Genomic DNA, 22,161 nt, shown 5'->3' with positions numbered 1-22,161 from the left:
CTCCTCGGGGCACCGGGGGGCCGACCCCTGCCGCGGCCCGTGCGGTGCGACGCGGCCGGGAGGGGATGAATCTTCATGGTACCGAGCCGGGCGGCCCGGTGTTCATCCACCCGGCCCGGAAACGGAAGGGCGGCGGTCGGATGATCCGACCGCCGCCCTCCATCAGGTCCCTCAGACCGTGACCAGCGTCTCCAACGGAGCCCCGCCGAGGTGCCCGGCCAGCCGCTGCCGGCCGTCCAGGAAGCCCAGCTCCATCAGCACCAGGACGCCCACCAGCTCGGCGCCGGCCTCCTTCACCAGGTCCAGCGAGGCACCGATGGTGCCACCGGTGGCCAGCACGTCGTCCACCACCAGGACCCGCTCACCGGGCGCGAAGGCGTCGCACTGCACCTCCAGCGTCGCCGAGCCGTACTCCAGCTCGTACGAGCGCCGGAACACCTCGCCGGGCAGCTTGCCCTGCTTGCGGATCGGCACGAAACCGAGTCCGGCCGCGACGGCCGCCGGGGCCGCCAGCACGAAGCCGCGCGCCTCCAGGCCCACCACCTTGGTCGCCCCGAGCTCCAGCGCCCGGTCCGCCAGCGCCCGGGTGAGGGCGCCGAAGGCCTCGGCGTCGGCGAGCAACGGCGCGATGTCCTTGAACAGCACGCCCGGCTTCGGGTAGTCCGGGACGTCCCGGATCCGGCTGTTCAGCAGCTCGGCGAGCGGGCCCCTCCCGCCCGGCTGCGGGCTGGGAGGGGCGGTGTCGGCGGTGGTCACGGTGGTGTCCTCGGGGGTCGGGGTCGGGCTCAGCGCTTGGAGGACGGACGGCCCTTGGCACGCGGGGTGCCGGCCGCACGGCCACGCTGACCGACCATACCCGCCGGCAGGTCCTCGTCCGCGATCTCCTCGCCCGGGGCCTCGCCCGCGGCGGCAGCCTTGGCGGCCGCGGCCCGGTGCTGCAGGACCCGCTTGCGCAGCGCCTTCATCTCGGGCTGCTCCTCCTTGAGCTGCGCCAGCAGCGGGGTGGCGACGCAGATCGAGGAGTAGGCACCGGCCGCGAGGCCGATGAACAGCGCGAGCGAGATGTCGTTCAGCGTGCCGGCGCCCAGGATGCCGCCACCGATGAACAGCAGCGCCGCGACCGGCAGGAGGGCGACCACCGTGGTGTTGAGTGAACGCACCAGGGTCTGGTTGAGGCCCGCGTTGGCCGCCTCGCTGTAGGTGAGCTTGTTCTGCTTCGTGAGCCCCTTGGTGTTCTCCTTCACGGTGTCGAAGACGACGACCGTGTCGTAGAGCGAGTACCCGAGGATGGTCAGGAAGCCGATCACCGTACCGGGGGTGACCTCGAAGCCCACCAGGGCGTACACGCCGATGGTGATCAGGAGGTCGTGGATGAGGGCGACCAGGGCGGCCACCGCCATCCGCCACTCGAAGGCGATCGCCAGGTAGGCCGTCACCAGGATCATGAAGATGATCAGGCCGGTGAGCGCCTTCTGGGAGATCTGCTTGCCCCAGCTGGGGCCGATGACCTGGGCCTCGACCGTGTTCAGCGGGACGGACAGCTTCTGCGAGAGCTCGGAGCGGATCTCGTCCGAGCTCTTCGACTCCTCGGTGCTGACCTGGATGCGGATCTTGCCGTTGTCGGTCGACTGCACCAGCGGGTGCGAGCTGACGACCTTGTCGGCCGTCTCCTGCGCCTGCGAGACGGTCAGCCCGGGCTTGCTCACGGTGTAGACCGAGCCGCCCTTGAACTCGATGCCCAGGTGCAGGCCCATGGCCAGGCCGATCGCCGCGACCAGCACGATCACGCCGGAGATGGAGTACCAGAGCTTGCGGCGGCCGACGAAGTCGAAGCTGACCTCGCCCTGGTAGAGCCGGTGACCCAGATTGGAGAAGCGAGACACGGTGTCAGGCCTCCTTCACGGCGGCAGAGGAGGAGGAGCTACGGCGACGGCTGCTGCGCAGCGGCGGGCGGGCGCCCAGCCGCTTCGGGTCCAGACCGGACCACGGGTGGCCGTCGGAGAAGAACTTCCGCCGGGCCAGCAGCGTGATCAGCGGCTTGGTGAAGAGGAAGATCACCACGACGTCCAGCGCGGTGGTCAGACCCAGGGTGAACGCGAAGCCCTGGACCTTGCCGACCGAGACCACGTAGAGCACCGCGGCACAGAGGAACGACACGAAGTCCGAGACCAGGATGGTGCGCCGGGCGCGCGGCCAGGCCCGCTGGACCGCCGGGCGCAGCGGGGCACCCTCGCGGACCTCGTCGCGGATGCGCTCGAAGTACACGATGAAGGAGTCCGCGGTGATGCCGATCGCGACGATCGCGCCGCAGACGGCCGGCAGGTTCAGCGCGAAGCCGATCCCGCCGCCGAGCAGGCTCATGATCGAGTAGGTCAGGGCCGCCGAGACGAGCAGACCGGCGATCGAGACCAGCCCGAGGCCGCGGTAGTAGACCAGCGAGTAGACGACCACCAGCAGCATGCCGATGGCGCCGGCGATCAGGCCGGCCTTGAGCTGGTCGCTGCCGAGCGCCGGGGAGACGGTGGTGATGTCGCTCTTGGCGAACTCCAGCGGCAGGGCGCCGAAGCTCAGCACGTTGGACAGGTCCTGCGCCTCGGCCTGGGTGAAGCGGCCGGTGATGACGGCGCTGCCGCCCGGGATCGGGCCGTTGACCTGCGGGTGCGAGACGACCTCGTTGTCCAGCACGATCGCGAACTGGTTGGTCGGCGGGGTCTGGGTGGCCAGCTGGCCGGTGACCTTGGCGAACGCGTCGGTGCCGGTGCCGTTGAACTGCAGCTGGACCTGCCAGCCGGCGCCGGTCTGGGTGTCGATGGTGGCCTGGGCCTTGGAGACGTCCGCGCCCTTCACGGCCGCGGGGCCGAGGGCGAGCTTCTCGTAGTAGCCGTTCTGGGGCTTCTGCGAGCAGGCCACGACGGCCTTGTCGTCGGCGCCGGTCTGGGCGGCGCGGACCTCGGGCTTGGAGCAGTCGAGGGCGGCGAAGGCGGCGGACAGCTCCGGCGGCACGGTGCCCTGGGTCAGCGCGGCGCTGACGTCGGCGGCACTGGGCTGGGTGGCGGCGGCGGACGGCGTGCCGGCGGCCGGGGCGCTCGGGGCGGTGCTCGCACCCGTGGCGGCGGCGCTCGGGCTGGCGTCGGCGGCGAGGGCCTCACCGAGGGCGCGGCCCTGCTTGGTGGGGCTGGCGCTCGCGGCGGGCGTGCCGGAGGCGGTGGCCGAGGGCGCCGCGGTGGCACCGTTCGACGGGGTCGCGCTCGGGGAGCCGGTGGCACCGGCCGACGGGGAGCCGCTGGGCGCGGGCGGGGTGAAGCCGCTGGGCGCCACGGCGAGGACCGGGCGGAAGAACAGCTTGGCGGTGGTACCGACCTGGTCCGCCGCGTTCTGCCGGTCGCCGCCCTTGGGGATGTTCACGATGATCGTGTCGTCGCCCTGGGTCTGGACCTCCGCCTCGGAGACACCCATACCGTTGACGCGGCGCTCGATGATCCCGGTGGCGATGTCCATGCTGGACTTGTTGATCGCCTTGGGGTCCGTCGACTTCGCGGTCAGCGTGATGCTGGTGCCGCCGGCGAGGTCGATCCCGAGCCGGGGCTTGGTGTTGCCCGTCCCGAACATGAGGGCGACCAGTCCGACGGTGACGACCAGGATGAGGGCCAGCGCCCGCCCTGGGTAGCCGTCGCGCGGGCGCGACTTGGGTGTTGCCACCTTGCTCGTTTCTCCCTGTCCATGCCACCTCCCCGACCGGACCCCCGTCCGGCTCGTGGCGGGACGGGGGCATGGCGGTTCTGCGGCCCTGAGGTCCTGTGGGCTCGCGGCACTGCGCCGCGCGGCCGGGCTGGTGCCCGACCGTACTACTTGCTCGCGGGAGCCCCGCCCTCGACGTCGCCCTTCTCGGCGCTGTCCTTGGTCAGCGTCAGCGGCTTGTCCTCGACCGGCTCGGCGTCCTCGGCCTCCGGCTCGGCGAGCTCGTCGTCGGCGGGGCGGCCGTTGATGATCGCGTCGTACTCCTGGGGGTCCAGGACGGCCGCAATCGCGCTCTTGGTGAAGTGGGTGACCACGCCGGGAGCGATCTCCAGCTCGATGGTCTCCTCGTTGACCGCCTTCACCTGGGCGTACAGGCCGCCGATGGTGCGCACTCCCGCCCCGGGCTCCAGCGAGGTCTGCATCTGCTGCTGCTGCTGCTGGCGCTTCTTCTGCGACCGGAACATGAGCACGATCGCCAGGATCGGGAGGAGAAGGATGATGAAGTTCACTGCAGCCAGGGTCCTTTACGGGCCGCCGATCGGCAGCCTGTGTGGTAATGGTCGGCCCGTCAGGTGAGAGGGGCGGTCCGGCGGAGTCTAGGCGACCCCGAACTGATCGGACAACGCCAAGCATCGCATCCTGCCGCCGAAAGTGGCGACCCTCCGCCTGCACAGTTTCCCCGGACTTCTCCCGTGGCTTCTCCTCGGGGCGCGGTGGCGCCGCCCGCCGGGAAGCGGGCGGCGGCCGGTCACCCGTTCAGCCCCCGTCGGCCGGGAAGAGTTCGGACTGGGCCGGCACCGCGCCGCGGGTGGTCTGGACCGGAGGGGTCATCCCGAGGTGCTGCCAGGCGGCGGCGGTGGCGATCCGCCCGCGCGGGGTCCGGGCCAGCAGCCCCTCGCGGACCAGGAACGGCTCGGCCACCTCCTCCACCGTCTCGGCCTCCTCACCCACGGCGACCGCCAGTGTCGACAAACCGACCGGACCGCCGCCGAAGAGCCGCAGCAGCGCGTGCAGCACCGCGCGGTCCAGCCGGTCCAGGCCCCGTGCGTCCACCTCGTAGACGTCCAGCGCCCTGGCCGCGATCTCGGCGCTGACCAGGCCGTCGTGCCGCACCTGCGCGAAGTCGCGGACCCGGCGCAGCAGCCGGTTGGCGATGCGCGGGGTGCCGCGCGAGCGGCCGGCGATCTCGGCGGCGCCCGCCGGGTCGATCTCCACGTCCAGCAGCGCGGCCGAGCGCCGCACCACCTGCTGGAGCTCGGCCGGCGCGTAGAACTCCATGTGGCCGGTGAAACCGAAGCGGTCCCGCAGCGGCGGCGGCAGCAGACCGGCCCGGGTGGTGGCGCCGACCAGGGTGAAGGGGGGCAGCTCCAGCGGGATGGCGGTGGCGCCCGGCCCCTTGCCGACGATCACGTCGACCCGGAAGTCCTCCATCGCCATGTAGAGCATCTCCTCGGCCGGCCGGGACATCCGGTGGATCTCGTCGAGGAAGAGCACCTCGCCCTCGGTGAGCGAGGAGAGGATCGCCGCGAGGTCGCCCGCGTGCTGGATCGCTGGGCCGGAGGTGATCCGGATCGGGGCGCCCAGCTCGGCGGCGATGATCATGGACAGGGTGGTCTTGCCCAGCCCGGGCGGCCCGCTGAGCAGGACGTGGTCCGGGGCGCTGCCGCGCTTGCGGGCCGCCTGAAGCACCAGGGACAGCTGCTCGCGCACCCGCTCCTGGCCGATGAACTCCTCCAGCAGCTTGGGGCGCAGCGCCGCCTCGACCGCCTGGTCCTCACCGTCGGCGGCGGGCGTCACCAGCCGGTCGACCGGATCGGGGTCGTACGCACTCATGACCCCGCCCCGCTTCGCTCGCTCATGTGCTGTGGACTCCAAAGTCGACAAACGGACAGATCGTCAGTGGTCAGCGGGCCCGGTTCAGGCCGCGCAGGGCGAGCCGGAGCAACGCACCGACGTCCGGCGTCGCCTGGGCCTCCGCCTCGGGGGCGACGGCCGCGACCGCGTCGTCCGCCTCCCGCGGAGCGTAGCCGAGGCCGGTCAGCGCCGAGTGCAGCTGCTCGCTCCACGGAGCCGGACCGGCCGCGATCGGCTTCTGCGCCGGCACCGCGCCGTGCGGGGCGCCCAGCTTGTCCTTGTACTCCAGCAGCAGCTTGGCCGCCTTGGCCTTGCCGATGCCGGGCACCGCCACCAGCGCCTTCTCGTCGCCGCCGGCCACCGCGGCCCGCAGCGCGTCCGGGCTGTGCACCCCGAGCATCGCCTGCGCCAGCTTGGGGCCGACGCCCGGGGCCGCCTGCAGGATCTCGAAGACGGCGCGCTCGTCGTCGTCCGCGAAGCCGAACAGGGTCAGCGAGTCCTCCCGGACCACGAGCGAGGTGGCGAGGCGGACCGGCTCCCCCAGCCGCAGCCCGGCCAGCGTGCTCGGCGTGCACTGCACGGCCATGCCGACCCCGCCGACCTCGACCACGGCGAGTCCGGAGGAGATGGCCGCCACGGGCCCTTGCACGAAGGCGATCACCGGCTACTGCCTTTCAACGGGGGGTGGGACGGGCGTGCGGGGAGGTGGCGCGGGCCGCCCGCACCGCGGCCTCCAGGCGGTTCGTCGCGCCGCCGCGCCAGATGTGGCAGATGGCCAGCGCCAGGGCGTCCGCGGCGTCGGCCGGCTTGGGCGGGGCGTCCAGCCGCAGCAGGCGCTGCACCATGGCCGTGACCTGGGCCTTGTCGGCCCGGCCGGAGCCGGTGACGGCGGCCTTGACCTCGCTCGGCGTGTGCAGGGTGACCGGTATGCCGCGCCGGGTGGCGCAGAGCATCGCGACCGCGCTGGCCTGGGCGGTGCCCATCACCGTCCGCACGTTGTGCTGGGCGAAGACCCGCTCGACGGCCACCAGGTCGGGCCGGTGCTCGTCGAGCCACTGCTCGATGCCCTGCTCGACCAGCAGCAGCCGCTGCCCGATCTCGGCCTCGGCAGGCGTGCGCACCACCCCGACCCCGGCCATCCGCAGCGGCCGGCCCGGCGCACCCTCGACCACGCCGACCCCGCACCTGGTCAGCCCCGGGTCCACGCCCAGTACCCGAACCACAAGCCCCGCCTCTCCGTCGATCGCCGCCCGCCTCCGGGCCCGGATCCGGACCCGGCGCCGGCGCGCTCCGCGGCTCACGGCGGGCGACCTGCGAAGGCTACCGTCCGGGTCCGACAACCCCGCCGACGACACCGGCCCGGCGGTCCTGGGACCACCGGGCCGGGCCGCGGGAACGATCGCCCGCGGGCGATCACTCGGGGAGGATCACTCGGCGTCGAGCTGCGCACCGACCTCGTCGGAGATGTCGAAGTTGGCGAAGACGTTCTGCACGTCGTCGCTGTCCTCCAGCGCGTCGATCAGCTTCAGGATCTTGCGGGCGCCGTCGACGTCCAGCTCGACCTGCATGCTCGGGAGGAAGTTGGCCTCGGCCGAGTCGTAGTCGACGCCGGCGTCCACCAGCGCGGTACGCACGGCCACCATCTTGGAGGCCTCGGAGACGATCTCGAACGACTCGCCGAGGTCGTTGATCTCCTCGGGCTCCTGGTCGAGGACGACCTCGAAGAGCTTGTCCTCGTCCACGCCGTCGGCCTTGGGGACGATCACGACGCCCTTGCGGGTGAACAGGTACGACACCGAGCCCGGGTCGGCCATCGAGCCGCCGTTGCGGGTCATCGCGACGCGCACGTCGGAGGCCGCGCGGTTGCGGTTGTCGGTGAGGCACTCGATCAGGACGGCGACGCCGTTCGGGCCGTAGCCCTCGTACATGATCGTCTGGTAGTCGGCGCCGCCGGCCTCCAGACCGCCACCGCGCTTGACGGCGCGGTTGATGTTGTCGATCGGGACCGAGCTCTTCTTCGCCTTCTGGATGGCGTCGTAGAGGGTCGGGTTGCCGGCCGGGTCGGGACCGCCGGTGCGCGCCGCCACCTCGATGTTCTTGATCATCTTGGCGAAGAGCTTGCCGCGCTTGGCGTCGATCACGGCCTTCTTGTGCTTGGTGGTAGCCCACTTAGAGTGGCCGGACATCGCCAGCTCCTTTACGTCGCCAAATGGAAATGAAACAGATGAGATCTTACCGGTGTCGCAACGGGTGGTAGGAACCCCGTCACTTCGCGGCGAGGTGCTCCTCGACCATGGCGACGAAATAGGCGTGCACGCGGTGGTCGCCGGTGAGCTCCGGGTGGAACGAGGTGGCCAGCAGGTTGCCCTGGCGCACCGCCACGATCCTGCTGTCCGGGCCGTCCGCGGCGGGCAGCTCGGCGAGCACCTCGACGCCGGCCCCGACGGCCTCGACCCAGGGGGCGCGGATGAAGACGCCGTGCACCGGCGCGTCCGCCATGCCCTTGAAGGCGATCCCGGACTCGAAGGACTCGTTCTGCCGGCCGAAGGCGTTGCGGCGCACCGTCATGTCGATGCCGCCGACGGTCTCCTGGTCGTCCCGGCCGTCGAGGATCTTGTCGGCCAGCATGATCATGCCCGCGCAGGTGCCGTACACCGGCATCCCGGCGGCCACCCGCTCGCGCAGCGGGTCCATCACGCCGAACAGCAGCGCCAGCTTGGACATGGTGGTGGACTCCCCGCCGGGGATCACCAGCGCGTCGACCTCGGCCAGCTCCTCGGCACGGCGCACCGGACGGGCCAGCGCGTCGGCCTCGGCCAGCGCGACCAGGTGCTCGCGGACGTCGCCCTGCAGGGCGAGGACGCCGATGACTGGAGTGCTCACGGTCTTCAACCTCGTTCGATCGATCTACGGAAGTACGTGGCGCGGCCCGCCGCGGCGCCTCGGCGCGCGGCGGGCCGGCTCAGGAGTACGGGCGGACTACCAGCCGCGGTTGGCGTAGCGCTCGGTCTCCGGCAGGGTGTCGCAGTTGATGCCGACCATGGCCTCGCCCAGGTTGCGCGAGGCGTCCGCGATGATCTTCGGGTCGTCGAAGAAGGTGGTGGCCTTCACGATGGCGGCGGCGCGCTTGGCCGGGTCGCCCGACTTGAAGATGCCGGAGCCGACGAAGACGCCCTCGGCGCCCAGCTGGCGCATCAGCGCGGCGTCGGCCGGGGTGGCCACGCCACCGGCGGAGAACAGCACGACCGGCAGCTTGCCGAGCTCGGCGACCTCCTTGACCAGCTCGTACGGGGCGCGCAGCTCCTTGGCGGCGGCGTACAGCTCGTTGTTGTCGAAGCCGCGCAGCTTGGCGATCTCGTTCTTGATCTGGCGCAGGTGGCGGACGGCCTCGACGACGTTGCCGGTGCCGGCCTCGCCCTTGGAGCGGATCATGGCCGCACCCTCGGCGATGCGGCGCAGGGCCTCGCCCAGGTTGGTGGCGCCACAGACGAAGGGGGTGGTGAAGGCCCACTTGTCGGAGTGGTTGACCTCGTCGGCCGGGGTCAGCACCTCGGACTCGTCGATGTAGTCGACACCCAGCGACTGGAGGACCTGGGCCTCGACGAAGTGGCCGATCCGCGACTTGGCCATCACCGGGATGGAGACGGCCTCGATGATCTCCTCGATCATGTTCGGGTCGGACATGCGGGCCACGCCGCCGTCCTTGCGGATGTCGGCGGGAACCCGCTCCAGGGCCATGACGGCCACCGCTCCGGCGTCCTCGGCGATCTTGGCCTGCTCGGCGTTGACCACGTCCATGATCACACCGCCCTTGAGCTGCTCGGCCATGCCGCGCTTCACCCGGGCGGTGCCGATCTGCGGCTGGTCTGCGGTGGTGGGGGTGGTGGACACGTGAGACCTCACTCGAAGATGAACCAGTGCTATCGCCCTATGGTAGGCGGAACAAGGGGCCCAACCATGCGCCACCAAGTCCAGCCCGGACGACGGGATGCGACAAACGGGCCGTATCCGAGCACAGCCTAGGCGGGCGCTCCCTCGGGCGTGAGAGCGGGCGGCGGGGCGTCGTCCATCTCGAAGGCCATCGGGAACGGCGCCTTTCCGGCCAACCGGAAGTACCGCACCAATCGGTGCTCGCGCACCGCCCGGGCCGCCCGCACCGCGTCGTTGTGGAACCGCCTGGCCATCGGCACCCGGCGCACCGCCGCCGTCAGGTCCCGCACGGCGTCCTCGCCACCCGGCTCGGCCACCAGCGCCGCCACCTGCTCGGGCTCCTCCAGCACCGCCCGCAGCGCCAGGCTCAACTGGCTCTCCGCCACCTCGCGCTGCTCGTCCTCGGCCTGCCGGGCCGCGTGCGCCGCGTCCAGCAGCAGCAGCGAGGCCGCCGGGTCCAGCAGCGAGGAGGTCGCCAGCTCCATCGCCACCGAGGCCCGGCGGACCAGCTGCGCGTCCAGCGCCGCGCGCGCGGCGTCGATCCTGGCGTGCAGCCGGTCCAGCCGGCCGGCCGTCCAACTCAGGTACATGCCGAACAGCACCACGGCCACGCCGGCCCAGATCCAGGTAGTCACGGGGCGCAACGCTACCCGGTGTCACCGGCCCGACGTGCTCGCAGCGGCCGGGCCGGTGCCATGCCCTACCCGCCGAGGGCGGCGCTGCGGTAGGACTCCCGGTCGATGTCCGAGACGTTCACCGCGGTGTGCAGCCGCACCCCCGGCTCGGGCCGGACGTGCTCGGCCAGCAGCGCCAGCACGCCCTCGCTGAGCGCCGCCTTCGCCTCCGGCGTCCGGCCCGGGAAGATCTGGAACTCGACGTACACCTGCGCCGCCGGCTCCTCGCCGTCCCCCACCACGAAGTCCTCGTCACAGCGGAACAGCGTCTTGCAGGCACCCGGGGTCGCGTCGATCGTCTTCACCGCGAGCCGGTTGATCGCCACGCCCAGCGCCCTGCGGTCGAAGGAGCCGGCCAGGCCCGGCGAGTAGTCCACGGAGATCTGCGGCATCGGAATTCCCCCATGCGTCGACACCAGTACGGACCACCGACCCTAACCCGGCCCGGCCGCCGCCCCGCAGGGTCCCCGCCGACGCGGATCAGTCGCGCGCCAGCCCGAACCGGCCGCGCCGGCCGCTGCGCACGTCCTCCTCGACCACCGCCGCGGCCCCCGCCGTCACCGTCTCGTACACCGCCAGGATGTCGGCACCGACCGTCGACCAGTCGAACCGCCGCACGTGCCGCGAGGCCGCCTTCCGCAGCTCCTCCAGCCGCCCCGGGTCGCCCAGCAGGCGCAGCGCCGACCGGGCCAGCGCGTCCGCGTCCTCCACCGGGAACAGCTCGCCGGCGTCGCCGCCGTCCAGCACCTGCTTGAACGCGTCCAGGTCGCTGGCCAGCACCGGGGCGCCCGCCGACATCGCCTCGACCAGGATGATCCCGAAGCTCTCGCCCCCGGTGTTCGGCGCCACGTACAGGTCCACGCTGCGCAGCAGCCGGGCCTTGTCCCGGTCGCTGACCATGCCGAGGAACTCCACCTGCGCACGGACCTCCGGCGCCAGGCCCGCGACGGCCTCCTCCTCGTCGCCCTTGCCCGCCACCAGCAGCCGCACCCCCGGGCGCTCCGCCAGGATCCTCGGCAGCGCGGCCAGCAGCGTCGGCAGGCCCTTGCGCGGCTCGTTGATCCGGCCGATGAAGCCGATCGTGCCCGGCTCGCCGTCCGCCGCGCCGCCGGTCCAGCGCTTGTCCGGCTCGGCCTCGGCGAAGAAGCCGACGTCCACGCCGTTCGGGATCACCACCGCGTCGCCGCCCAGGTGCTCCACCAGCGTCCGCCGGGCGTACTCCGACACCGCGATCCGGGCCCGCATCTTCTCCAGGCCCGGCTGCAGGATCGGCGAGGCCGCGATCATCGCCCGCGAACGCGGGTTCGAGGTGTGGAACGTCCCCACCATCGGCCCGGAGGCCGACCACGCGGCCAGCATCGACAGGCTGGGCGAGGCCGGCTCGTGGACGTGCAGGATGTCGAACCGCCCGTCGTGCAGCCACCGCCGCACCCGCGCCGCGGACAGGATGCCGAAGCTCAGCCGCGCCACCGAGCCGTTGTACGGCACCGCCACCGCACGCCCGGCCGAGACCACGTACGGCGGCAGGGCCTCGTCGTCCTCGGCCGGCGCCAGCACCGACACCTCGTGGCCCAGGCCGATCAGGTGCTCGGCGAGATCCCGGATGTGGAACTGCACCCCGCCGGGGACGTCCCAGTCGTACGGGCAGACGATGCCGATCTTCACGGGTTCCTCATGCTCCTTCGGGTACTCCTGCGGGCACTCCTGTTGACCGGGGCCAGGACCCGGTTGGCCGGGATCAGGACCCGGAGGCCTCGGCCGCGGGCTCGCCGGCCTGCTCCGGCCCGGCCTCCCGGGCCCGCCCGGGGCGCGGCCCGGCCGCCTCCCCCACCGTCTCACGGACCGGGAGGTCGGCCAGCCAGAAGCGCTGCAGCATGTGCCAGTCCTCCGGGTGCTCGCCGATCCCCCGCTCCCACACGTCCGCCAGCGCCTGGGTCATCGCCCGGGTCCGCTCCTTGCGGTCCTCCCCCGGCGGCACCGGCACCTCGGGGTGGATCCGCGCCCGCATCACCGGGCCCTCGTACCAGAGCGTCACCGGCAGCAGCGCCGCCCCGGTCCGCTGGCACAGCGCCGCCGGACCGGCCGGCATCCTGGTCGCCTCCCCGAAGAAGGACACCTCCAGGCCCGCCTCCGAGAGGTCGCGGTCCCCCACCAGGCAGACCAGCCGCCCCTCGCGCAGCCGCCGCGCAAGCGTGCCGATCACGTTCACCCCGCCGCCGGTCAGGGCCAGGACCTCCATGCCCTGGCCCTCCCGGAACGCCACGAACCGGTCGAACAGCCGCTCCGGCTTCAACCGCTCCGCGACCGTCGTGAACGGGAAGCCCTGCTGGGCCACCCAGGTGCCCGCGAGGTCCCAGTTGCCCATGTGCGGCAGCGCTATCACCGCGCCCCGCCCGGACTCCATCGCCTCCCGCAGGTGCTCCGTGCCGTCCACCCGGACGTCGCGGGCCACCCGCTCGCGGCTCCACACCGGCAGCCGGAACGACTCCATCCAGTACCGCAGGTACGAGCGCATCCCGGCCCGGGACAGCTCCCGCACCCCCGCCTCGTCCAGCCCCGGACGGACCCGGCGCAGGTTGGCCTCCAGCTGGAGCACCCGCTTGCCGCGCTTGCGCCAGGCGTAGTCCGCCAGGCCGTCGAAGAGGCCCCGCGCCGCCCGCTCCGGCAGGTGCTTGAGCACCGCCCAGCCCAGCGCGTACGCCCAGTACACCAGTCGGTCCGTCACCGCAGGACGCCCCCCATCAGCTCCCGGCCGCCGCTCGGTCGGCCTCGAACGCCTCCCGGCGCACGGTCAGCATCCGCTGGAACACTGTCACCAGACTGCCCGCCGCGACCAGCCACAGCGCCACCGGCAGCAGCCACTCCACGTACGGCACCCCGAACGCGTGCAGCCCCGAGACCCCGGCCGCCACCAGGCTGATCACCAGCCGCTCCGCCCGCTCCACCAGCCCCGACACGTCGCACGGCAGGCCCTGGCTCTCCGCCCTCGCCTTGGTGTACGACACCACCAGACCGCTCGCCAGGCAGAAGATCGCCACCGCGCACAGCAGGTCGTTGTCGCCCTTGCCCGCGTACCACATCGCCAGGCCGCCGAAGATCGCGGCGTCCGCGACCCGGTCCAGCGTGGAGTCCAGGAACGCCCCCCACTTGCTGGTCCGGCCCAGCTGGCGGGCCATGTTCCCGTCCACCAGGTCCGAGAAGATGAACAGCGTGATCGTGATGGTGCCCCAGAAGAACTCCCCGCGCGGGAAGAACACCAGCGCACCGGCCACCGAACCGGCGGTACCGATCAGCGTCACGGCGTCCGGGCTCACGCCCAACCGGATCAGGAACGCGGCGAACGGGGTCAGGACACGTGTGAAGAAGGCACGCGCGTATTTGTTGAGCATGGCCTTCCCGACCGCTCCGATCTCCCTGGTACCCGCCTGGCGCAGTTCGCGCGGCAGACGACCGGACGGATCAGCCCGCCCGGCGCACCCATCGTAGCCAGGCCGGGGAGCCGCTCCGTCGCACCCACCGCCCCGCGACACACCCGTCCCGCCCCGCACCCGCCCGTCGTACGACACGCGCCGCCCCGACACCCGCCCCTAGACTTTCGAAGGACACCCCCGGCGCTACGGGAGGAGACCCCGATGCCCGACCGCAGCACGGCACGAGCCGCTCAGGCGCCCGCCGTCACCGGCCCCCGGGACCTGCGCAACGTCGTCCTGATCGGCTCCAGCGGTGTGGGCAAGACCACCCTCGCCGAATCCCTTGCGCTCGCCGCCGGCGCCACCGGCCGGGCCGGCCGGGTCACCGACGGCACCACCGTGTCCGACCACGAGGACATCGAGCACCACCAGCAGCGCTCCGTCCAGCTCTCGCTGCTCCCGCTCGAGTGGAAGGGCGTCAAGATCAACCTGATCGACCCGCCCGGCCACCCCGACTTCACCGCCGACCTGCACGCCGCGCTGCACGCCGCCGACGCCGCCGTCTTCGTCGTCTCCGCCACCGACCCGGTCACCGCCCCCACCCGCGCCCGCTGGCGCGAGTGCGCCGCCGAGGGCATCCCGCGCGCCATCGCCGTCGCCAAGCTCGACCTCGCCCACACCGGCTTCGACGACATCCTCACCGCCTGCCACGACGCCTTCGACCTGGGCCCGGACACCCTGCGCCCGCTCTTCCTGCCCGTCCTCCACGACGGCCACCCCGACGGCAGCGTCGACCTCCTCACCGGCGACACCTACGGCCGGGCGGCCCCGCTGCCCGACACCGGCCCCGCCCACGACAGCCTCGTCGAGGCCATCTCCGGCCAGGACGACACCCTGATGGAGCGCTACCTGGCCGGCGACGCCCTCGACACCGAGGCGCTCGAAGCCGGCCTGCGCCGCGAGGTCCTCGACTGCGTCCTCCACCCCGCCGTCCCCACCAGCGACAACGGCCTCGGCGCCGCCGAGCTCCTCGACCTGATCGTCCACACCTTCCCCGACCCCACCGAACGCACCCGCCCCGCGCCCGACTGCGACCCGGACGCCCCGCTCGCCGCCCAGGTCGTCCGCGTCACCGGCGACGCCTACGTCGGCCGGATCAGCCTGCTGCGCCTGTACGCCGGCACCCTGCGGCCCGACACCCGGATCCACCTCACCGGCCCCGCGCACACCGCCGACCAGAACGGCGACGAGCGCGTCACCGGCCTCACCAGCCCGTTCGGCAAGCTCCAGCGGCCCGTCCCGCACGCCGTCGCGGGCGACCTGGTCTGCGCCGCCAAACTCACCACCGCCCGCGCCGGCGACACCGTCCACGACCCCGGCCACCCCGTCGACCTCGACGGCTGGACGCTGCCCGAGCCGCTGCTCCCGATCGCCGTCGAGGCCCACAGCAAGGCCGACGACGACAAGCTCTCCCAGGCCCTCGCCCGCCTCACCGCCGAGGACCCGGCCCTGCGCCTCGAACAGAACCCGGACACCCACCAGCTCGTCCTCTGGTGCACCGGCGAGGCCCACGTCGACGTCGTGCTCGACCGGCTGCGCAGCCGGCACGGCGTCCACGTCGACACCGTGGAGCCGAAGGTCGCCCTGCGCGAGACCTTCGGCACCGCCGCCGCCGGCCACGGCCGGCTCGTCAAGCAGTCCGGCGGCCACGGCCAGTACGCCATCTGCGACCTGGAGGTCGAGCCGCTCCCGGCCGGCTCCGGCTTCGAGTTCCGGGAACAGGTCGTCGGCGGCGCCGTCCCCAAGCACTTCATCCCCTCCGTCGAGAAGGGCCTGCGCGCCCAGCTCGCCAAGGGCGTCGCCACCGGGCACCCGCTCGTCGACGTCCGGGTCACCCTCACCGACGGGAAGGCGCACTCCGTCGACTCCTCCGACGCGTCCTTCCAGAACGCCGCCGCCCTGGCCCTGCGCGACGCGGCCGAGCACGCCGTCATCCGGCTGCTCGAACCCGTCGCCGCCGTCACCGTGATGCTGCCCGACGACTACCTCGGCGCCGTCCTCGGCGACCTCGCCGCCCGCCGCGGCCGCGTCCTCGGCACCGAGACCGGCGGCCCGGGCCTGACCCTGCTGCGCGCCGAGGTCCCGGAGCTCGAACTCGTCCGCTACCCCGTCGACCTGCGCTCACTCACCCACGGCACCGCCGAGTTCTCCCGCGCCTACCTGCGCCACGAACCCATGCCGACCGCCGTGGCCGCCCGCTACACCGACTGAACGCCGCCCGGCCGGTGCGGCAGCGCGCACGCCGCCGTGCCGCCGGGCATCCGGTGGCGGTTGCGCGACACCCAGCGGTAGGCGAGCCCCGCCACCGGCCGCACCGGCGCCAGCGTCAGCACCGCGCCCAGGAAGGCCCAGGCACCGCCGGTGCGCAGCAGCAGCCGGGCCACCGCCTGCGCTCCCCCGTACACCCGGCCCGTCGGCGTCAGCCAGAGCACCTCGCGCTCCGCGCGCTCCGCGGTCAGCTCGCCGCGCCCGCCGGCCCGCGCGTCCAGCGCGGGCAGGTCCGCGAACTGGAACGGCACCGCCTCCCAACCGCCCGAAGCCAGGGTCTGGCGCAGGTAGCGCTCCCCCCACCGCACGCAGGACGAGCAGAACGAGCAGTCCCCGTCGAACACCAGCACCGGGTCCATCAGGTGGGCCCCCTTCCTCGCGGTCACCACCATCCTGCCCCACCCCCACACGCCCCCGCCGCCCGGGTATCGACCCGCCCGAAGCTGGGCATCATGCCCCTCGGGCCGGGTGCGGCCGGATCGTGACGGCACTTCAGACGATCATGAGCGCGGCGGCACCACGGCACGGTAACCTGCCGCTGACAAGGGGAGGAGGGTCGCCACCGTGACCACACTCGACATGACCCCGGGTGCGCAGATACCCCGGACGGACGCCGGGCCGCAGACCGGAGTCACCCAGGCGCTCTCCTCGGTCGCGTACCGCGACGGCAAGATCGAGGACTTCGTCGGCAAGGTCACCGCCGCGACCCACAAGAAGCCCCGGTTCAAGCTCTTCGAGGCCAATCTCGGCGAGGCGTTCAGCGCCGCCGTGATCGCCCGCACGGTGGGCGCCGGGCGCAAGCCGATCGTGCCCTCGTTCGGCACCGACACCCGCCAGATCGTCGAACACTGCCTCGCCGCCCAGGAGTTGCGCGCCGCGCGGGACCGCAGGCTGACGGTGGTCACGCTGCTCTTCGGCCTGCTCGCACTGCCCGGCACCCTGCTCTGGGTCGGCGCGTTCTACCTGCGGATCTACCTCATGAAGGGGAAGGCCCTCCAGGACGAGCTCTACGGCAGCCTCGCCCTGCTGGCCGCGGCCGTGGTGTCCGTGCTGGTGCTGGTCAAGCCGCCCGTCCAGGGCCCGCTCGGCGTCTACCTGCGGATCGCCATGGTCCCGCCGATCATCGGCTGGATCCTCGCCCGGCGCATCGTGCTGCAGTCCACCAAGGACCTCCGCGCGCGCTGGCAGGCCCTGGTCGAGGGCAACGCCGTCGCCGCCAGCGTCGCCAAGGCCGTCCCCCGCGACGACCTCGACAAGAAGGCCGTCGACCTGCGCGACCGGCTCGCCCGGATGGACGGCGAGCAGGAGACCAACATCCAGCACTACGCCGGGCCCAAGGGCATCCTCGGCATCGGCCGGCGCTGGGGCGAGTGGCGCCTGGTCGACGTGATGCGCCCCGCCGAGGGCCACTCCGACTTCCGCGCCTTCCACCCCTGGGACCTCGTCCGGAAGATCTCCTCGCACCTCAAGGGGCTCGCCGTCAGCGAGGTCGCCAACAGCGGGATGACCAACATCACGGTCAAGCAGTGGGCGGTCATGGAGATCGGCGAGAACGCCGACGAGATCTCCCGCCCCGGCAACGCCGACATGGACGGCGACCGGATGCGCGACTTCGCCCTGCAGACCATCGCCGACAAGCAGACCTTCGCCGGCGGCGGCCCCCGGCACTACCTGGCCACCCAGTTCATCACCTTCGACGGCAAGCTGATCATCACCTTCACCATCACGGTGACCCTGCTCGCCAACACCCTCACGGTCACCGTCGCCGGCTACGCGCTCGGCCCGGTCAACGGCGTCTTCGGCGACAAGCCGGCGCCCAAGGAGAAGACCGTCCAGAAGACCGGCAAGTTCTGGGAGGAGCGCACCGTCCAGCTCCCCCTGATCGACAACGACGAGGTGGTGCGCCAGGCCCTGCGCGCGCCCTTCACCCGGGCCCCCGGGCTGCTCGCCTGGCTCGGCGGCGGCATGGGCCTGCCCGAGCCGTTCGGCTTCCGGCACGCCTGGGCCAGCCCGCCGTGGGGCAGCCGCTTCATGACGGACAACGCGCTCAACGCCTCCGTCCCGGTGCTCGGCGCGGTGCACGCCGCCACGCTGGAGTTCCTGGAGGAGCACGACCTGGACACCGAGCGCTTCAAGAACCGCGCCTCGATCATCAAGTCCGAGGCCCAGGGCACCCGCCCGTACAGGGTCGACCAGTTCGAGTAGGCCGCGCAGGCGCCCGTACGACCGACAACACGGAGGGGCCCGCCACCGGATCGACGGTGGCGGGCCCCTTCCGGCGTTCCGGCCGGCCGGGCCGGTCGCGGAACGCCGCGGTCAGTCCTGCGGCCAGGCCTCGGCCAGCATCTTGCGGGTGTCCGCCAGCAGCTGCGGCAGCACCTTGGTGTGGCCGACCACCGGCATGAAGTTGGTGTCACCGCCCCAGCGCGGCACCACGTGCTGGTGCAGGTGCGCGGCGATCCCGGCCCCCGCCGCCGCGCCCTGGTTCATCCCGATGTTGAACCCGTGCGCGCCCGAGGCGGCCCGCAGCGCGGTCATCGCCCGCTTGGTGAAGTCGGCCAGCTCGGCCGTCTCCGCCTCGTCCAGGTCGGTGTAGTCCGCCACGTGCCGGTACGGGACGACCATCAAGTGGCCGCCGTTGTACGGGTACAGGTTCAGCACCGCGAAGACGGCGCTCCCCCGGGCGATGACCAGGCCGTCCTCGTCGCTCAGCGAGGGGATCGAGCAGAACGGGCAACCGTCGTCCGGAGCCGGGCCGGTGGGCTTGTTCTCACCCTGGATGTACGCCATCCGATGGGGGGTCCACAGGCGGCGGAAGCCGTCCGGCTCACCGACGCCCCGCTGCAGTTCCGGCTCAGTCGTCATGCTGATCAGCATATTCGCCCGGCGGTGCTTGCAAAGCCGCGCGGGGCAGACTCGTCGAGAGCCTGCCCCGCGCGTGACGGTCGTGCCGGCGGATCACACCTGGATCCGGCTCCGCACCGCCTCGACGATCTCCTGCACCGCGTCCGCCACCGGGACGCCGTTCTTCTGCTCGCCGTTGCGGTAGCGGAAGGACACCGCGCCCGCCTCGACGTCGTCGTTGCCGGCGATGAGCATGAACGGGACCTTGCTCTTCTGGGCGTTGCGGATCTTCTTCTGCATGCGGTCGTCGGAGGTGTCCACCTCGACCCGGACCCCGTGCTTCTTCAGCTCCGCCGCGACGTCGAGCAGGTACGGCACGTGCTCGTCGGTGATCGGGATGCCGGTGACGGTGACCGGGGCCAGCCACGGCGGCATGGCGCCGGCGTAGTGCTCCAGCAGCACCGCGAAGAAGCGCTCGATCGAACCGAAGAGGGCGCGGTGGATCATGACCGGCCGCTGGCGCGAGCCGTCCGCCCCGGTGTACTCGAGGTCGAACCGCTCCGGCAGGTTGAAGTCGAGCTGGATGGTCGACATCTGCCAGGTGCGGCCGATGGCGTCGCGCGCCTGCACCGAGATCTTCGGGCCGTAGAAGGCCGCGCCGCCCGGGTCCGGGACCAGCGGCAGGCCCTGCTTCTCGGCCACGCTCGCCAGGACGGCGGTGGCCTCCTCCCAGGCCTCGTCGCTGCCGACGAACTTCTCCGGGTCCTTGGTCGACAGCTCCAGGTAGAAGTCGGTCAGACCGTAGTCGCGGAGCAGGTTGAGCACGAAGGTCAGCGTGGAGTCGAGCTCCTCGGCCATCTGCTCGCGGGTGCAGTAGATGTGCGCGTCGTCCTGCGTGAAGCCGCGGGCGCGGGTCAGCCCGTGCACCACGCCGGACTTCTCGTAGCGGTACACCGTCCCGAACTCGAAGAGGCGCAGCGGCAGTTCACGGTACGAGCGGCCGCGCGCGTCGAAGATCAGGTTGTGCATCGGGCAGTTCATCGGCTTGAGGTAGTAGTCCACGCCCTCGTCGAGCTGCATGGGCGGGTACATACCGTCCGCGTACCAGTCGAGGTGGCCGCTCTTCTCGAAGAGCTTCCCCTTGGTGGCGTGCGGGGTGTAGACGAACTCGTAGCCCTCCTCCTCGTGCCGCTTGCGCGAGTAGTCCTCCATCGCCCGGCGGATGACGCCGCCCTTGGGGTGGAAGACCGCGAGGCCGGAGCCGATCTCCTCCGGGATGGAGAAGAGGTCGAGCTCGTTGCCGAGCTTGCGGTGGTCGCGCTTCTCGGCCTCGACGAGGAAGTCCAGGTGGGCCTTCAGCTCGTCCTTGCTCGGCCACGCGGTGCCGTAGATGCGCTGCAGCATCGGGTTCTTCTCGCTGCCGCGCCAGTAGGCGGCCGCGTTGCGCATCAGCTTGAACGCCGGGATGTGCCGGGTGCTGGGCAGGTGCGGGCCGCGGCAGAGGTCGCCCCAGCACTGCTCGCCGGTCTTGGCGTCCAGGTTGTCGTAGATGGTGAGCTCGCCGGCGCCCACCTCGACGTCGGCGCCCTCGCCGGCGGTGGCGGCGGAGCCCTTGAGGCCGATCAGCTCCAGCTTGAACGGCTCGGCGGCCAGCTCCTCGCGGGCGGACTCGTCGGTGACCACACGGCGGGAGAACTTCTGCCCGCGCTTGATGATCTCCTGCATCTTCTTCTCGATGGCCTTGAGGTCATCGGGGTGGAAGGGCTTCTCGACGTCGAAGTCGTAGTAGAAGCCGTCCTTCACCGGCGGGCCGATGCCGAGCTTGGCCTCCGGGAAGAGCTGCTGCACGGCCTGGGCCATGACGTGCGCGGTGGAGTGGCGCAGGATGTCGAGGCCGTCCTTGCTGCCGATCTCGACCGGCTCGACCTCCTCGCCGTCCTGCAGGACGTACGCGAGGTCCTTGAGCTGGCCGCCGACGCGGGCGGCGATGATCGAGCGGTCGTCGGCGAAGAGCTCGGCGGCCGTGGTGCCCGTCGTCACCACGCGCTCTTCCCGATCGGGTTCGCGGCTGATGATTACCCGGACGTCCGTCACCGGTCTCTCCTGACGTGCTGGATTCAGAGGACGCAACACTGCGCTGCGCGTGACGATGGTACCGAGAGCGTCACCCCCGCCGCGCACCTACGCCCCCTCTCCCCCTTCGCCCGGGCCCTCCCCCCGCCCGTCCCCGAGGGACTTCAGCAGCCGCTCGCGCTCGGCGTCCTCCCAGCCGCAGGGTTCAAGGCCGTGCGGCCGGGTCAGCCGGCGGAAGGCGCCGTGCCGTTCGAGCCGGCCGGAGACCCGGACCGGCAGGCCCGCGAGGTGGGCCTCGGCGGCGATCCGGTACTCCGGGTCGGGCAGGCGGAGCTTGAGCTCGCGGACCTCCGCGCCGCCGAGGACGCGCAGCCGCACCGCGCCCGGCCCCGTCGGGCCGGCGCGCTTGAGCCGGACGACCACGCCGACGACGGTGACGGCCACCGCGGGCTCGATCCGCTCCAGCAGGTCGGCCGCCTCGGCGAGGGCGGGCAGGTCGCCGGGCGAGAATTCGAGGACGATCCGGCGGTCGCCGAACCCGCCCGGCGTCCCGGCGGCGGCCGACCAGGCGACCGCGAGCCGGGCCGCCGTCGCGCCGCGGACCAGTTCCTCGACGGACTGCACCAGCTCCCGGCTGACCCCGGCCCCGACGGCGTTCTCGAAGACGTCGGGCCCGCCGCTGACCCGCCGGTAGTCGACGGCGTCGCGCAGCGCCTCCAGGGCCCGCACCAGCGTGGTGACGGCGGCCCGGCCCTCGGGGGCGGGGGTGTGGGCGGTCAGGTCGGTGCCCTGTTCGACGACCAGGACCCGGTCCAGGAAGTCCGCGGCGTGGTCGTCCAGCCGCGCCCCGAAGTAGGCGGCCGTGCTCCGGGCGGCCTTGGCACCGGCGGCGAGCATCGCCCGGGCGGCGCCCCGCAGCCGCTCGGCCTCCGCCCAGGGGGCGGCCCCGGCCGGTCCGGGCAGTTCACGGTGCCAGCGCAGCTCGTCGCCGGGCACCGCGAGCGCCCGGAGGACGGCTCGGGCGGAGGGGGTGGCGGACCGGGACAGGGCGGTGACGGCGTCGGCGAGGAGGTCGACGGCGTCGTCGAAGCCGTCCCCGGCGGGGACGAGCAGGCTGGTGCCGGGCTCGTCCTCCGGGGGCGTCCAGCGTCCGTAGCGCGCGGCGGGGCCGCCCCGCCGGACCCAGCCGTGCCGGGCCAGCAGGGTGGCGAGCACCGCCGGGTCGACGGCGGCCGGGTCGGGCAGGGCCGGGGCCGGGCCGTCCGGTGCGTGCGGCGGTGTCATGGATGCTGCTCCTCGCTGCCGGGGCC

21 protein-coding genes are annotated in these 22,161 nt (G+C 72.6%); 2 read left to right on the top strand and 19 right to left on the bottom strand.

Annotated elements, in window-relative coordinates; all coding sequences use genetic code 11:
* Positions 1–171: 171 nt before the first annotated feature.
* The 15 genes from ACIRS1_RS10515 to pgsA form a co-directional block, all read right to left on the bottom strand.
* Complete coding sequence (locus tag ACIRS1_RS10515) at positions 172–756, bottom strand: adenine phosphoribosyltransferase (RefSeq protein WP_360208886.1); 585 nt, start codon at positions 754–756, stop codon at positions 172–174.
* A 29-nt stretch (positions 757–785) separates the two neighbouring features.
* Complete coding sequence (gene secF, locus ACIRS1_RS10510; RefSeq protein WP_360208884.1) at positions 786–1,883, bottom strand: protein translocase subunit SecF; 1,098 nt, start codon at positions 1,881–1,883, stop codon at positions 786–788.
* A gap of 4 nt (positions 1,884–1,887) precedes the next feature.
* Positions 1,888–3,699, bottom strand: a complete 1,812-nt coding sequence (gene secD, locus ACIRS1_RS10505) for a protein translocase subunit SecD (RefSeq protein ID WP_387905906.1) — start codon at positions 3,697–3,699, stop codon at positions 1,888–1,890.
* A gap of 146 nt (positions 3,700–3,845) precedes the next feature.
* Positions 3,846–4,247, bottom strand: a complete 402-nt coding sequence (gene yajC, locus ACIRS1_RS10500) for a preprotein translocase subunit YajC (protein WP_360208882.1) — start codon at positions 4,245–4,247, stop codon at positions 3,846–3,848.
* A gap of 247 nt (positions 4,248–4,494) precedes the next feature.
* The gene (gene ruvB, locus ACIRS1_RS10495) at positions 4,495–5,571 is read right to left on the bottom strand and encodes a Holliday junction branch migration DNA helicase RuvB (protein ID WP_402838370.1); all 1,077 of its coding nucleotides are present in this window, start codon (positions 5,569–5,571) and stop codon (positions 4,495–4,497) included.
* Between the two features lie 70 nt (positions 5,572–5,641).
* Positions 5,642–6,253: a Holliday junction branch migration protein RuvA gene (ruvA, locus tag ACIRS1_RS10490; RefSeq protein ID WP_402838369.1), complete on the bottom strand. Its 612-nt coding sequence runs from the start codon at positions 6,251–6,253 to the stop codon at positions 5,642–5,644.
* A gap of 13 nt (positions 6,254–6,266) precedes the next feature.
* Positions 6,267–6,815 (bottom strand): crossover junction endodeoxyribonuclease RuvC, encoded by a 549-nt coding sequence (gene ruvC, locus ACIRS1_RS10485; RefSeq protein WP_402838367.1) that lies wholly within the window; start codon positions 6,813–6,815, stop codon positions 6,267–6,269.
* Positions 6,816–7,019: 204 nt separating this feature from the next.
* Positions 7,020–7,778, bottom strand: coding sequence for a YebC/PmpR family DNA-binding transcriptional regulator (locus ACIRS1_RS10480; protein ID WP_313762932.1), 759 nt, complete (start codon positions 7,776–7,778; stop codon positions 7,020–7,022).
* 79 nt (positions 7,779–7,857) lie between these two features.
* The gene (gene pdxT / locus ACIRS1_RS10475; protein WP_360208872.1) at positions 7,858–8,475 is read right to left on the bottom strand and encodes a pyridoxal 5'-phosphate synthase glutaminase subunit PdxT; all 618 of its coding nucleotides are present in this window, start codon (positions 8,473–8,475) and stop codon (positions 7,858–7,860) included.
* Positions 8,476–8,571: 96 nt separating this feature from the next.
* Positions 8,572–9,483, bottom strand: a complete 912-nt coding sequence (gene pdxS, locus ACIRS1_RS10470; protein ID WP_063346811.1) for a pyridoxal 5'-phosphate synthase lyase subunit PdxS — start codon at positions 9,481–9,483, stop codon at positions 8,572–8,574.
* Positions 9,484–9,611: 128 nt separating this feature from the next.
* Positions 9,612–10,157 (bottom strand): hypothetical protein, encoded by a 546-nt coding sequence (locus tag ACIRS1_RS10465; protein ID WP_360208869.1) that lies wholly within the window; start codon positions 10,155–10,157, stop codon positions 9,612–9,614.
* A gap of 65 nt (positions 10,158–10,222) precedes the next feature.
* Entirely contained in the window at positions 10,223–10,588 is a 366-nt protein-coding gene (locus ACIRS1_RS10460) for an isomerase (RefSeq protein ID WP_360208866.1), read from the bottom strand.
* Positions 10,589–10,676: 88 nt separating this feature from the next.
* Positions 10,677–11,861: a glycosyltransferase family 4 protein gene (locus tag ACIRS1_RS10455; protein ID WP_360208863.1), complete on the bottom strand. Its 1,185-nt coding sequence runs from the start codon at positions 11,859–11,861 to the stop codon at positions 10,677–10,679.
* Positions 11,862–11,934: 73 nt separating this feature from the next.
* Positions 11,935–12,921, bottom strand: a complete 987-nt coding sequence (locus ACIRS1_RS10450; protein ID WP_402838363.1) for a phosphatidylinositol mannoside acyltransferase — start codon at positions 12,919–12,921, stop codon at positions 11,935–11,937.
* A 16-nt stretch (positions 12,922–12,937) separates the two neighbouring features.
* The gene (gene pgsA / locus ACIRS1_RS10445) at positions 12,938–13,585 is read right to left on the bottom strand and encodes a phosphatidylinositol phosphate synthase (protein ID WP_402838361.1); all 648 of its coding nucleotides are present in this window, start codon (positions 13,583–13,585) and stop codon (positions 12,938–12,940) included.
* A 243-nt stretch (positions 13,586–13,828) separates the two neighbouring features.
* Here pgsA and ACIRS1_RS10440 point away from each other — a divergent pair, with 243 nt between their 5' ends.
* Positions 13,829–15,877, top strand: a complete 2,049-nt coding sequence (locus tag ACIRS1_RS10440; protein WP_402838359.1) for an elongation factor G-like protein EF-G2 — start codon at positions 13,829–13,831, stop codon at positions 15,875–15,877.
* Here ACIRS1_RS10440 and ACIRS1_RS10435 read toward each other — a convergent pair.
* The gene (locus tag ACIRS1_RS10435; RefSeq protein ID WP_360208946.1) at positions 15,865–16,293 is read right to left on the bottom strand and encodes a DUF393 domain-containing protein; all 429 of its coding nucleotides are present in this window, start codon (positions 16,291–16,293) and stop codon (positions 15,865–15,867) included. The genes ACIRS1_RS10440 and ACIRS1_RS10435 overlap by 13 nt on opposite strands.
* Positions 16,294–16,498: 205 nt before the next feature.
* Here ACIRS1_RS10435 and ACIRS1_RS10430 point away from each other — a divergent pair, with 205 nt between their 5' ends.
* On the top strand, positions 16,499–18,139 hold the full coding sequence (locus ACIRS1_RS10430) for a hypothetical protein (RefSeq protein WP_360208854.1): 1,641 nt from the start codon (positions 16,499–16,501) through the stop codon (positions 18,137–18,139).
* A 111-nt stretch (positions 18,140–18,250) separates the two neighbouring features.
* Here the strand turns inward: ACIRS1_RS10430 and ACIRS1_RS10425 are convergent, their stop codons facing one another.
* From ACIRS1_RS10425 to ACIRS1_RS10415, 3 genes are all read right to left on the bottom strand, one after another.
* Positions 18,251–18,811 (bottom strand): HIT domain-containing protein, encoded by a 561-nt coding sequence (locus tag ACIRS1_RS10425; RefSeq protein ID WP_360208851.1) that lies wholly within the window; start codon positions 18,809–18,811, stop codon positions 18,251–18,253.
* Between the two features lie 81 nt (positions 18,812–18,892).
* Positions 18,893–20,872, bottom strand: coding sequence for a threonine--tRNA ligase (gene thrS, locus ACIRS1_RS10420; RefSeq protein ID WP_402838357.1), 1,980 nt, complete (start codon positions 20,870–20,872; stop codon positions 18,893–18,895).
* A gap of 87 nt (positions 20,873–20,959) precedes the next feature.
* Positions 20,960–22,135 (bottom strand): hypothetical protein, encoded by a 1,176-nt coding sequence (locus ACIRS1_RS10415; RefSeq protein ID WP_402838355.1) that lies wholly within the window; start codon positions 22,133–22,135, stop codon positions 20,960–20,962.
* Positions 22,136–22,161: the final 26 nt, after the last annotated feature.

Origin of the sequence: Kitasatospora sp. NPDC101176, assembly GCF_044768035.1 — a bacterium.
Classification (GTDB): domain Bacteria; phylum Actinomycetota; class Actinomycetes; order Streptomycetales; family Streptomycetaceae; genus Kitasatospora.
The sequence above is the reverse complement of the archived record's forward strand: the minus strand, read 5'-3'. Positions and strand labels throughout refer to the sequence as shown.